This window comes from Streptomyces sp. 3-6 (assembly GCF_056323165.1).
Genome location: NZ_JBWHZP010000023.1, coordinates 1 through 12,593, shown reverse-complemented (window position 1 = coordinate 12,593; position 12,593 = coordinate 1). Strand labels below are relative to the sequence as shown.

Genomic DNA, 12,593 nt, shown 5'->3' with positions numbered 1-12,593 from the left:
CCGCGTCCGCGGGGAGGTGCGCCACCGTCCGCGGCGCTCGCGCGGCCGGCCGTACGGCGGCGCGGGGACTCGCCACCGCCGCCGTGGTCTCCGCCGTCCTCGCCACGGTGTCCGCGGCGCCCGCCGCGGCGTCTGCCCTGCACTCCGCCCCCGCCGCACTCGCCACCCCCGTGGCGTCCGTGGTGTCCGTGGCGTCCGTGGCGTCCGTGGCGTCCGTGGCGTCCGTGGCGTCCGTCGAGCACCCGGTGTCCGCACGGGGCGAGGACCGTCTCACCGTCACCGTGAGCGGTGCGGGCCGTGGCGTCGACGGCACGTACGAGGTGATGTGCCGGCCGGGCCGCGGCAGTCACCCCGACCCGGAGGGGGCCTGTGCCGCCGTCGAGCGGAACACCAGCCGGGGGCGCGACGCCTTCGCCCCGCCGCGGCAGGACACCCTGTGCACCATGCAGTACGGCGGCCCCGCCACCGCCCGCGTCACCGGTACCTGGGCCGGGCGTCCCGTCGACGCGACGTACGACCGCCGGGACGGGTGCGCGATCGACCGCTGGGACGCCCTGGTGCCGCTGCTGCCCGCGGCGGGGCCCGCGGCCGGACCCGCGGCCCGCCCCTCGGCGGGATCTGCATCAGGTTCCGCGACGAGTCCCGCGACAGCTCCCTCGGCGGGTCCCGCGACAGCTCTCCCGGCGGGTTCCGCGACACCTTGGTAACGAAGCCCGGAAACCGGGGCGCACGGTACGTAAAGGGCCGGTGCGGGGCGGGGAGGCGTCGCCGCAGGCCGTCACGTGTTCTGCGCGATCCGGGCATCGGATCGCCGTCACTTCGTCGTGCGACCTCCCTCTCATCCGGCGCCGCGGCCGCAACCCCAGCCCTTAGACTCCCTCGCGTGACACGTTGCGGGCAGGTTGGCAAGATGGCCCGAACGGTCGGCACGTCGCGGTAACAGGGAGGAAGCGTCTCGTGAGCAGCAGGCCATCCCGAGGCGCTGCTCGCCTCGCAGCCATACTGGACGCGCTTCCGGACGCCCTCGTCCTGGTCAACGCCAACGGGACCGTCGTCAACGCGAACACCATCGCCCTGGAGGCCTTCGAGACGCCGGGCACGGCGCTGGTGGGGCGCGGACTGCTGGACCTGCTGCCGGAGTTCGACTCCAAGCTCATCCCCGGTTCGATGCGCCGGCCGGACCACATCGACCCGCGGGCCCGCACCAAGCCGACCCGGATGACGGCCCGGCGGACCGACGGGTCGGAGTTCCCCGTCGAGGTCACCAGCGCCAACCTGGAGACCGGCCAGCAGGCCTACGACACGTACGGCTACACCGGCGACGAACTGCTCATGCTCGTCGTGCGCGACCTGTCCGGCACCGTGGACACCGAGGCGGAGCTGGCGCGCTCGCAGCGGCAGACCGAGATGATCCTGCGGGCCGCCTCCGAGGGCGTCGTCGGTACCGACACCGACGGGCGGATCGTCCTGGTCAACCCGGCCGCCGCCCAGATACTGGGCTACCGGGCCAGTGACCTCGGCGGACGCGAGCTGCACACCCTCGTCCTGCACTCGCGCGCCGACGGCTCCCCCTTCCCCTACGACGAGTCGCCGCTGGCCGACACCCTGCGCTCCGGGCGCAAGCACCGGGTGCGCGGGCAGGTCCTGTACGCCAAGAACGGGGACAAGCTGCCGGTCGACCTGACGACCGCTCCCGTGCGGGACGGCGACCAGCTGGTCGGCGCGGTGATGACGTTCACCGACCGGCGCCCGTACGACGCGCTCCTCACGGAGAAGGAGGACGCGGCGCGGCGGCACGCCGAGGAACTGGAGCGGCTGGCCGAGGAGCACGCCTCCGAGCTGACCGCCCTGCGGCAGAGCCACGTCACCGAGCTGGAGGAGCTCACCGAGCGGCACGCCGAGGAGCTCGCCGCCAACGAGGAGCGGTACGCGGCGCTCGGTGAACGGGAGAAGGACCGCTACGAGGCGCTCACCGCCCGGTACGACCAGCTGCTCACCCTGCTCGGGCAGTCGCTGCGCGGCCCGCTGGACGAACTCCGCCGCGAGCTGTCCGCCCTGGCGGCGGACGACGCCGGGCAGTTGTGGCCCGAGGCTAACCAGGTGCTGCACCACCTGTCGGCCGGCTACGCGCGCATCACCACCCTCATCGACAACGTCCTCGGCTACCAGCGGCTCGACACCGGCACCGAGCAGGTGGCCCGCACCAAGGTGCTGCTGGACGCCGTCGTCGCGGCCGGCGTGGACGGGGCGGTGGAGCTCATCGGACCGGGCCGGGTTCAGTTCGCCGTGCACGCGCCGCGCATCGAGGCCGAGGTCGATCCCCGTCTGCTCGCCACCGCCCTCGCGCACCTCGTCGCCGACGTGGCCGGGGTGGACGCGACCGGCAACAGCCCGGTGTCGACGGGCGGTTACCTGGACAACACCGTGGTCGTCGCCGCCGCCCAGCGCGGCGAGGTCGTGCGCATCGAGGTCCGTGGCCCGTACAGCGGCGGCGACCCGGTGCACGAGCCGATCGTGCGAGGCATCGTGCGGGCGCACGGCGGTGTGCTGCAGACCCACGAGGTGCCCGGGATGAGCGGCAGCGCGTTCGTCCTGGAGGTGCCGATCGGAGCCGGGGCCGGGGCCGTCCCGGCCGCCGAGGTGGAGCTCGCCGGGCCGCCCCCGGCCGAGGCCGCCCCCGGCCACGACGTCGCGGGCCGGCGGCCGTCCGGCGGACGGCGGCGGGCGCGCCGGGCCTCCGTCGACGCCTTCCTGGAGAGCGGGACGCCGGGCCCCGACGCCCCGAGCGGTACGCCGGCGGGCGACGGCGGCCCGGGTGGGGAGAGCGCGCCGCCCACCGGTCGGCGCAGGCGCCGGGCGGCGGCCACCGAGGCCGCCCCGCTCCCGGCGCAGGCCACCGGCGAGGCCCCCGTCTCCGCGGGGACCGGCCGTCGGCGCGGCCGTCCGGCCGAGGACGCGAGCACCGGCACGGGTGCCGTGATCGCCACGACCGGGGACGCCGCCGGTGTCTCCGAGGGCGCGGTGATGACGGCCGCCGAGCACGCGGCGGGTGCCGCCGCGGCGAACACCGGACTGGGCGGGACCGTGCCGCCCCAGGGCGTCCCCGCACCCTCCGGCCGGCGGGCCCGGCGGGCCGGCGGCGAGCAGCACGCGCTGCCCCCGGCGCTGCCCGCGCCGTCCGCCCCCCATGCCCCCGACGGCCCGCACGGCACCCCGGGCACCCACGGCACCACCGGCCCGGACGGCGCCACCGCCGACGGCCAGGCGGGCCCGCAGCAGCCACCGCAGTCGCACCAGCCCCAGCAGCAGCCGACGGGGCGCCGTCGGCGCGCGCTGGCGGCCGCGTCCGAGCGGGCCGCGGCCCAGCAGGCGGCGCCCCGCACGGTGTTCGCCCTTCCGCCGGCCGACGGCGACCAGGCGGCCGGGGCCGGCACGGCCGCCGCTGCCGGTGCGCACCAGGCCGAGGTGGTCGGGCAGGCCGCTCCCGCCGGTCAGCCGCAGCCGTCTCCGGTGAGCGCCGCGCCGGCGCTGCCCGCCCCGGCGGCCCCGGCGGCCCCGGCGACTCCGGGAGCGGTGCCTGCCGACGAGGGCCGCCACGACGCCGTTCCGCACGACCAGTCCGGCGACCACACCCCGCCGCAGCCGCACCCGACCAGCGCGCCCACCGGCCGCCGCAGGCGCGTCGCCGCTCCGCAGGCCGACCCCGCGGCCCTGCCGGCCGACGCCGGGCAGGTCGCCGCGCAGACGGTGCCGCCCCAGGCCGTGGCGCCGCACGGTGCCGTGCCCCAGGGCGCGGTTCCGCACGGTGCCGTGCCCCAGGGCGCGGTTCCGCAGGGTGCCGTGCCCCACGGCGCGGTTCCGGCCGCTGCTCCGGTGCCGCCCCAGTCCGCCGCCGGACAGCCGACGCCGGTAACCGCCGCCGCACCCCAGGCCGTCGCCGGGGGGCAGCTCCCCGGGCCCGCCGGAACGCCGCAGCAGCCGGCCCCGGTGCCGCCGCAGGGCGCCGCTCCGATGCCCGCCGCGCCGCCGCACGGTGGCCCGGTGGACCCGGCGAGCGGCACGGTCGCCTCCCCCGGTGCTCCGCTGCCGTCCCCCCAGATTCCGGTGCCGGCCCAGGGCGGGCCGGTGCCCATCCACGGGGCAGCACCCACGGCCGACCCGGGCGGCCCGGTCCCGCCGCAGGGGACGCCGGCCACGCCTCAGGGGATGCCGGTCACGGCGCAGGGGATGCCGGTCACGGCGCAGGGAGCCACCCCGGTGCCGCCGCAGGGGGCCGCCCCGGTGGCCCAGCACCCTCAACCGCAGGTGCAGCCGCAGGCCGTTGGCCAGCCGCTGCCTCCCCCGGACGGCGCCACCGCCCAGGCCGCCGGGACGCCGCAGCAGGCCGGGATGCCACAGGCCGCCGCTCAGCCCGCGCCACCTGCCGGCGCACCCCCTGTCGGCGCAGCCCCTGCCGACGCACCGGCTCCCGTGGCCCCGCCCGCCGTGGCCTCGCCCGCCGTGCCGTCGCCTTTCGTTGCGCCGCCTGCTGTCGCACCGCAGCAGCCGCAGGCCGTTGCGCCTCCCGCCGCGCCGCACCAGGCAGTACCGGCACAGGCAGGTCCCGCGCACGCCGACTCGGCACAGCCTGGTCCCGCGCAGGCAGGTCCCGCCCAGGCAGTCCCGGCGCACGCAGGCCCCACGCAGCCTGCCGCCGCGCAGCCGCTGCCCGCCGAGGCCGCCCCCGGGCAGCCCACCCCGGCGGAGGGCACACCGGCTCCCCAGATGTGGCCCGCCGTCGGTGACACCGGCGCCGCCGGCACCCCCGCCGCACCCGCTTCCGTTCCGGGCGGCCAGGCACCCGTACCGCCCGGCCAGGCACCCGTACCTCCGGGCCAGACCGATGGGCAGACCGGGCAGACCGGTGAGCAGACCGGTCAGGTCGCTGCCGAGGGCGCGACGACCGCGCAGCGGGCCGCCCAGCCGCTGCCCGCGGAGGCCGCCGCGCCCGTGGACCCGCACTCCACCCAGGGGCGGTCCATCAGCGTGCGGACGCTGGGGCAGGGCGTGCCGTTCACCCGGCAGGCCGCCCAGGTGCAGCAGCCGCTGCCGACGGCCACCCCGCCTCCGCAGCAGCCCGGCGGTTCGGGCCGCCGACGCAAGCTGGGGACGCGCAACGACCTCGCCACCGACGTCGACGAGCAGGCCGCCCGCCCGCACCCGCCGCAGGCCGAACCGGCCGCGGCCCGCCCGCAGCCGCCCGCGCCGGGACAGCCACAGGCCCCCCAGCCCCAGCAGTCGCTCGCCGGTCAGTCGCGCCTCGCGCCGGCCGCGGAGGGCACCGGACGCTCGTACGCGATAGGGGCGCCGGACGCGGACGCCGCCGAGGGGCCGGAGCCGCTGGACGGTCCCGGTGGGGCCGTCGAGGTCGCCGACCCGCCCCGGCCGCAGCCGATGGACGACGAGTTGCCGCCGGAGCCGCTGGACAACCCCCGTCGGCTGCTGGTGTGGCCGGCGCCGGACGTGTCCACCCAGCAGGCGCTCAGCGACCGTGGCTACCGCCCGGTGATCGTGAACTCCCGCGAGGAGGTCGACGCCCAGATCGCGGCCTTCCCGGCGGCCCTGTTCGTGGACCCGTTGACCGGGCCGATCACCCGCACGGCGCTGCAGTCGCTGCGGCAGGCGGCCGTGGCGGCGGAGGTGCCCGTCCTCGTCACCGCGGGGCTCGGGCAGGCGTCACGCGACGCGGCCTACGGTGCCGACCCGGCGGTGCTGTTGAAGGCGCTCGCACCGCGCGACAGCGAGCAGCACCCGCCGCGGGTGCTGCTGATCGAGGAGCACGCGGAGATCGCGCTGGCCCTGACGGGCACGCTGGAGCGGCGCGGGATGCAGGTGGCGCGGGCCGCGAGCGACGCCGACGCGGTGTCGCTGGCGGGGCAGTTCCGTCCCAACCTGGTGGTGATGGACCTGATGCAGGTGCACCGGCGCCAGGCCGGGATCGTGGACTGGCTGCGCGCGAACGGCCGGCTCAACCGCACCCCACTCGTCGTCTACACCGCCGCCGTGGAGCCGACGGACCTGCCGCGGCTGGCCTCCGGTGAGACCGTGCTGTTCCTCGCCGAGCGGTCCACCAGCTCCGAGGTGCAGGAACGCATCGTCGACCTGCTCGCCCGCGTCGGCACGAACTGACCGCTCCGGCCCTACCCGACCCGACCCGGCCCTCGCTCGTCGGCGGCACGCGTGGTGTCCGTAGGGGCGCCGAGCGCGACACGGGCACGGCGCGGGCGCGAGCGCGGGGGAGTGCGGGCGGAGTTTCGCGTGCGTCGGCGGATCGGCCCCCGGGCGAGGCGGCTCCCGGCACGGGAGCCCGGTCTGCCCGGTCTGTTCGGTCCGCCGTGCTGGGCCCGGCCGGCCCGGCCCGCGGCGCGGTGATGCCGAACGGGACGTCGTCGGCCCTGCGCATCGGCCAGGCCCCGGCCGCGCGCCCACCCCAGTCCCGGGCCCCGTCCCCGGACCTGGCCGGCCCCACGGGACCGTGACCGGCCCCGCCCCGGTCGGTCACGTGCGCGCGCCGGCCCACCGGCCCACCAGCTCACCGGCCCACCAGCCCGCCGGCTCACCAGCTCACCGGCTCACCGGCTCACCGGCTCACCGGCTGGACACAACGGCCGCGCCGGGCGAGAGGGACGGGCACTGCTGCGGTCCCCTGCCCGGCGCGGCCGGCGCTCGGTCGGTCTCCCCGCGCAACGGGGACGTGCGTCACGTCGTGCGTCGTGCGTCACGTCGTACGTCGCATGGTGCGTCGCGAGGCGGGGCGCGATGCGTGGCGCGTGACGTGGCGCGCATTGCCTGGCGCCGGCGCGTCGTCGTACGCCGCCCGGTGCGTCAGATCTGCGTGACGTCCAGCGTGCCCTCGGCGTACTGCTTGCGCAGCACCTTCTTGTCGAACTTGCCGACACTCGTCTTCGGCACCGTCTCGATCACCGACCAGCGCTCCGGGAGCTGCCACTTGGCGATCCCGCCCTCCTCCTGGAGGAAGGCCCGCAGGGTGGTGAAGTCGGCGGTGGCCCCCTCCTTGAGGACGACGGTGGCCAGGGGGCGCTCGCCCCACTTGTCGTCCGGCACGGCCACCACGGCGGCCTCGGCCACGTCCGGGTGGGCCATCAGGGCGTTCTCCAGCTCGACGGAGGAGATCCACTCGCCCCCGGACTTGATGACGTCCTTGGCCCGGTCGGTCAGCGTGAGGTAGCCGTCGGGGCTGATGATGCCGACGTCCCCGGTCTTCAGCCAGCCGTCCTCGCTGAACTTGTCGGCGGGGCGCAGCGGTTCCTCGCCGGGTCCGTTGTAGTAGGCGCCGGCGATCCAGGGGCCGCGCACCTCCAGCTCACCCGCGGACTCGCCGTCCCAGGGGAGCCGTTCGCCGCCGGGGCCGGTCAGCCGGGCCTCGACACCGGCCGGGAAGCGGCCCTGGGTCAGCCGGTACGCGAACTCCTCGTCGGTGCCCACGGCGTGCGCCGGCGGGCGGGCGACCGTACCGAGCGGCGAGGTCTCCGTCATGCCCCAGGCGTGGCAGACCCGCATGCCGAGCTGGTCGAACGCCTCCATCAGGGAGGGCGGACAGGCCGAGCCGCCGATGGTGACCTGGGTGAGGGCCGACACGTCCCGCGGGTTGGCGGTGAGTTCGGCGAGCAGGCCCTGCCAGATGGTGGGCACGGCCGCCGCGTGGGTCGGCCGCACGCTCTCGATCATCCGGGCGAGCGGCGCGGGCTGGAGGAAGCGGTCCGGCATCAGCATGTTGACGCCGGTCATGAAGGTGGCGTGCGGCAGGCCCCACGCGTTCACGTGGAACTGCGGGACGACGACGAGGGAGGTGTCCTCGTCGGTCAGGCCCATCGACTGGGCCATGTTGACCTGCATCGAGTGCAGGTAGATCGAACGGTGGCTGTACACCACGCCCTTGGGGTCGCCGGTGGTGCCGGAGGTGTAGCACATGGCCGCGGCGGAGCGCTCGTCCAGCTCGGGCCAGTCGTAGGCGACGGGCTTCCCGGCGAGCAGGTCCTCGTACTCGTGCACCCGCACGGAGACGTCCGCCAGCGGGGAACGGTCACCGGGGCCGGAGACGACGACGTGCTCCACGGTCTTCAGGTGGGGCAGCAGCGGGGCGAGGAGCGGAATCAGCGAACCGTTGACGACGACCACCCGGTCCGCGGCGTGGTTGACGATCCAGGCGAGCTGCTCCGGAGGAAGACGGAGGTTGAGCGTGTGCAGCACCGCGCCCATCGACGGGATCGCGAAGTACGCCTCCACGTGCTCCGCGTTGTTCCACATCAGGGTCGCGACGCGTTCGTCGCCGGTGACCCCGAGATCGTCGCGCAGGGCATGGGCCAGCTGGGCCGCACGGGCGCCGATCTCCGCGTAGGAGCGGCGCTGCGGCTCGTCCTCGCCGGTCCAGGTGATGACCTGCGATGTGCCGTGGATCGTCGACCCGTGGGCGAGGATCCTCGAGATCAGCAGCGGTACGTCCTGCATGGTGCTCAGCACGGAGTCCTCCTGGCGACATTGCCTGCGCGCGGGTAAGGGTTGCGCTGATTCTGCGCACATACCACGCGGTATGTCACTAGGGGAGCGGTGATCGATCACCCCACAGCACCCGACACTTCGTCTCAGAAGCGAACAAACCCCAGCTCGGGGTCGTCGCGCAGCTTCCCGAGCGCCCGCGACACGGCCGACTTCACGGTCCCCACCGACACGCCCAGCACCTCGGCGGTCTGCACTTCGCTGAGATCCTCGTAGTACCGCAGGACGACCATCGCCCGCTGCCGGGCCGGCAGCCGCATGATCGCCCGCCACATGGCGTCGCGCAGTGCCTGCCGTTCGGCGGGATCTTCGCCACCGGTCACCGGGTCCGGCTCGGGCAGCTCGTCGCAGGCGAACTCGTCGACCTTGCGCTTGCGCCACTGGGACGTCCGGGTGTTCAGCAGCGCTCGGCGTACGTATCCGTCGAGTGCGCGGTGGTCCTCGATCCGCTCCCACGCCACGTACGTCTTGGCGAGGGCGGTCTGCAGCAGGTCCTCCGCGTCGCTCGGATTGCCGGTCAGCGACCGGGCGGTCCGCAGCAGCGCCGGCTGACGAGCCCTCATGTACGACGAGAACGACGGGTACACGAGGGTCTGCGCCGGCGGAGCAGCGGCGTTCGAAGCGCGGGTGCAGACGGGTGTGGTCATGGCTCAACGCTATGAGCGACGGCCGCCCGGCGGATCGCCCGCAGGTCCCGAAGCCGCGTCCCCCTCAGGTTGTAGGGGTGGGGACCGCCCCACCTCCTGTAGGTGGACGTGAGGAGGAGAGCCCCTGAGGGTTCTCCCCGGAGGGGCCGGCCCGCCAGGGCACACCCGTACCGGTCCGGGGCGGCGGCCGGGGGCGGCTCCCGGGCCGGGGGAGGCTCCCGACCGGCCGCCGCGTCCGACGGCTCCTGCGCGCGGGCCGGACGACGGGCAGGGCAGAAAAGGCTCACCCCACACATGCCACGCCGGGCCCATCTCCTGCACCGGGTTCATCCGACCCTCTGGTGTTCCGTGCCGTCCTGCCTGCCCTGCCCTGCCCTGCCATTTCTGATCCACCGCTCGCGGCCGAACGGGTTCCCTCTTCTCTCCTCCCACTTTCCTGAGGGGACTCTCTCGTCCCACTTCCCTGAGGAGACGTCGGCCCCGCCCCGGCAGTTGACCGCACAGGCCGACCCCATCGGGCGGTTGACCACCACGACCGGCTCCGCCCGTCCTCCGACGCCGGCCCCTGCCCCGTCCACCCCGGCCGCCCCGCGCGCCCCCGGCCCCGTTCACCCCGATCGCCCCGGGCTGCCACCCCCGGCCCCCAGCCGCCGAATTGGCCACCCCCGGCGCCCACCCGCACCCGAAGCCCGTACCCCCGACCCATCCCTCCACCCCCACCCGCCTCCGTCGCCCCGACCGGCCACCACACCCCCCACACGTCTGCACGACGGCACCGAAGCACCGTCGCGCGGACGCCCTGCACCCTTGGAAGCACACCCTCACGTCAGGGGCCACGGTCGGCCCCGTCATCACCGCCAGAGCGGCGTGAAGCCGATGGCCACGTTCTCGTTGCCCTGGTTCAGCGCCGTGAAGGCGGATCCGTTGACCTGGGCGGTGTTGCTCTGGTTCGAGGCCCCGGAACCGACGGCCTGCTGCTGCGTGGTGGCGGAGTTGCCGAAGTTGTCGCCGCCCACGCCGCTGCCCGCGATCCCGGCCGCGGCACTCGCCGCCGTCGCGCTCGATCCGTTGTCCGCGAGGGCGCCGTTGTCCGCCGCCGCGACGCCGGTGAAGAGGGCGGCCGCGAGCGGCAGGGCGGAGACCGCGGCGATGACGCGGGCGGTACGGATGCTTGCCATGTTGTGTTCCCTCCAGAACCAAGGACGCACCGGCCGAGGACGGCCTCCGTGCGTGACATACGTCTTCCGTCGGAGGGCCGGCCGACCGCCCCGATCCGCTGTGCACGACGTCGCGTGATCACAGTTGCCCATCGCCTCCGCCGGAACCACCCCGTAGGCCCTCATTCGCACGCAAGCGTGAGGACATGTCGATAAACCCTTTTCCCCTACACACCTCCTATCCCCTCTCCGACCGGTCACATCACCCCAAGCCCCGCAAGAGCCGAAGCGTTACGGCATGACCCCGGCGACCCGCTCACGGGCAACGGACCGCACCCGCACCCTCTTTCCTTTTTCGAACGCGCGTACGAAAATAGAGCCATGGCCACCACCGACCGGCAGGCCACGACCCTGGCCCTCGCACACGCCCTGTCAGCCGCCGAACGCGGACTGGCCGTGATCCCCCTGTCCCGCACGAAGCTCCCGGCCCTGCGCTCCCCCCACCGTGACGACCCCGCCACCCCGACGCGCTGCCACGGCACCTGCGGACGCCTCGGCCACGGGGTCCACGACGCCTCCACCGATCCCGTCCGCATCCGCCGGATGTTCGCCGCCGCACCCCGCGCCACCGGCTACGGCATCGCCTGCGGCCTGCCCCCGCACCACCTCATCGGCGTCGACCTGGACACCAAGACCGGGACCGACGCCCCGGCCGCCCTGCGCGAGCTGGCACTGCGCCACCTGTTCACCATCCCCGCCACCGTCGTGATCCTGACGCCCAGCGGCGGACGCCACCTGTGGCTGAGCGGCCCGCCCGACGTCGTCGTCCCCAACTCCGCGGGACGGCTCGCCCCCGGCATCGACATCCGGGGCGCCGGCGGCTACCTCGTGGGCCCCGGCTCCCGTACCGACCGCGGCACCTACACCGCCGTGCCCGGCACCGCGCACCTGCCTCCGGCGGCCTGCCCGCCGGCCCTGCTCCGGATCCTCGTGCCACCGCCCCGGGCGCACCACCCCACGCCCCCGTCGGCCGGCGGACACGGCCAGGGCCTCGTGCAGTTCGTCCTCGCCGCCCACCAGGGGCAGCGCAACACCCGTCTGTTCTGGGCGGCCTGCCGCGCCTACGAGGACGGCATCGGCCCCGCCCTCGTGGACCCCCTGGTCCGCGCCGCCGTCGGCGCGGGCCTGACCGAACGGGAGGCCCGCGCGACCATCGCCTCGGCGGCCCGCATGACCGGCCACCTCCCCTGAAGCCCACCCCGACCACCTGCACCGCCCGGCCGCACCGGCCGACCGAAAATCGAAAGACCCCGAGGCACCACCGCCATAGAGTGCCGACCATGTCGCTCGCCCGTGTCGCCCTCACCTCCGGCCGCACCGTGGAGCTGTCCGAGCTGCACCTGTCGTCGACGTACGGCGGCGTGCTCGAGGGCTACCCCTGCAAACCGCTCAACGACATGAGGATCGACCGGCTGGTGCGCTCCGCCGCACAGTCCTTCCCGGGCGCCCCGGTCCACCTGATCACGCCACCGCGCGACCGTCCCGACCAGTACGCGGGAGCCTTCGGCCCGGTCGAGGTGCTCCCCGCCGTCAGCTGCGTCGGCGCCTTCAGCTCCGAGGCGATCGCCCCGGCCCACGACCGCGTCCTCCACCGCTCGCGCCTCACCGTCGTCTGGTTCCAGCCGACGTCACTCCTGCCCTCGGGCTGCGATGCGGAGCCCGGCCTGCGGGAGATGGCGTGGGAGCAGCTGGCGCAGGACGAGGAACTCTGATTCCACGGAAGGGAGCGCCCCGCAGGCTCCGGGAGACCCCGGGCCGCCCTCTCCCGCGCCCGCGCCCCTCCCTCACAGAAAGCCGAGAGCCCCCTCATGAACGCCACCGTTCCCGGCTCCGCCCACCCCGCTCCCTCTCGCCGCGACCTGCTGACAGGGCAGTTCGAGCTCACCTGGTTGAACCGTTCCGGGTTCGATCGAGACTCTAGGTTATGACTGTGACCTGGGGCTTCGTGGTTGCCCGGTAGTAGTTGGTCTCGTATTCGGCGGGTGGGATGTGCCCGATCTCACCGTGCAGTCGGCGGTGGCAGTACCAGTCGACCCATTCGGCGGTGGCCAGCTCGACCTCAGAGAGTGTCTTCCAGGGCCGACGGGGCTTGATCAACTCGGTTTTGAACAGGCCGATCGTGGACTCCATCAGGGCATTGTCGTAGGCGTCGCCGACCGATCCGATCGATGCG

7 protein-coding genes and 1 pseudogene are annotated in these 12,593 nt (G+C 75.1%); 4 read left to right on the top strand and 4 right to left on the bottom strand.

What is annotated here, in order from left to right:
* Nucleotides 1-170: 170 nt before the first annotated feature.
* Together AC02VZ_RS23185 and AC02VZ_RS23180 are read left to right on the top strand one after the other, a co-directional pair.
* Nucleotides 171-596 (top strand): annotated as a pseudogene (locus AC02VZ_RS23185) (SSI family serine proteinase inhibitor); the annotation flags it as partial.
* Between the two features lie 361 nt (nt 597-957).
* A complete protein-coding gene (locus AC02VZ_RS23180) occupies nt 958-6,168 on the top strand; it encodes a PAS domain-containing protein (RefSeq protein ID WP_476476289.1) in 5,211 nt (1,736 codons plus the stop codon).
* Between the two features lie 696 nt (nt 6,169-6,864).
* On the opposite strand, the gene AC02VZ_RS23175 is transcribed toward AC02VZ_RS23180, so the two are convergent.
* The 3 genes from AC02VZ_RS23175 to AC02VZ_RS23165 all read right to left on the bottom strand — a co-directional run bounded on the left by AC02VZ_RS23175 (nt 6,865) and on the right by AC02VZ_RS23165 (nt 10,381).
* Nucleotides 6,865-8,580, bottom strand: a complete 1,716-nt coding sequence (locus tag AC02VZ_RS23175) for a long-chain fatty acid--CoA ligase (RefSeq protein ID WP_432057383.1) — start codon at nt 8,578-8,580, stop codon at nt 6,865-6,867.
* A 62-nt stretch (nt 8,581-8,642) separates the two neighbouring features.
* Complete coding sequence (locus AC02VZ_RS23170; protein WP_476476288.1) at nt 8,643-9,203, bottom strand: SigE family RNA polymerase sigma factor; 561 nt, start codon at nt 9,201-9,203, stop codon at nt 8,643-8,645.
* Nucleotides 9,204-10,054: 851 nt separating this feature from the next.
* Nucleotides 10,055-10,381 (bottom strand): hypothetical protein, encoded by a 327-nt coding sequence (locus AC02VZ_RS23165; RefSeq protein WP_476476287.1) that lies wholly within the window; start codon nt 10,379-10,381, stop codon nt 10,055-10,057.
* A gap of 360 nt (nt 10,382-10,741) precedes the next feature.
* Between AC02VZ_RS23165 and AC02VZ_RS23160 the strand changes: the two genes are divergently transcribed.
* Nucleotides 10,742-11,611: a bifunctional DNA primase/polymerase gene (locus tag AC02VZ_RS23160; RefSeq protein WP_432057381.1), complete on the top strand. Its 870-nt coding sequence runs from the start codon at nt 10,742-10,744 to the stop codon at nt 11,609-11,611.
* A gap of 89 nt (nt 11,612-11,700) precedes the next feature.
* Entirely contained in the window at nt 11,701-12,132 is a 432-nt protein-coding gene (locus AC02VZ_RS23155; RefSeq protein WP_432057380.1) for a hypothetical protein, read from the top strand.
* 205 nt (nt 12,133-12,337) lie between these two features.
* Here AC02VZ_RS23155 and AC02VZ_RS23150 read toward each other — a convergent pair.
* The coding region (locus AC02VZ_RS23150; RefSeq protein ID WP_476476286.1) for an integrase core domain-containing protein at nt 12,338-12,593 on the bottom strand (256 nt) is incomplete at its 5' end.

Bases quoted from the DNA above. Each gene is read 5' to 3' on its own strand.
- AC02VZ_RS23175 (WP_432057383.1), bottom strand. From the start codon at position 8,580: ATGTGCGCAGAATCAGCGCAACCCTTACCCGCGCGCAGGCAATGTCGC.
- AC02VZ_RS23170 (WP_476476288.1), bottom strand. From the start codon at position 9,203: ATGACCACACCCGTCTGCACCCGCGCTTCGAACGCCGCTGCTCCGCCG.
- AC02VZ_RS23165 (WP_476476287.1), bottom strand. From the start codon at position 10,381: ATGGCAAGCATCCGTACCGCCCGCGTCATCGCCGCGGTCTCCGCCCTG.
- AC02VZ_RS23160 (WP_432057381.1), top strand. From the start codon at position 10,742: ATGGCCACCACCGACCGGCAGGCCACGACCCTGGCCCTCGCACACGCC.
- AC02VZ_RS23155 (WP_432057380.1), top strand. From the start codon at position 11,701: ATGTCGCTCGCCCGTGTCGCCCTCACCTCCGGCCGCACCGTGGAGCTG.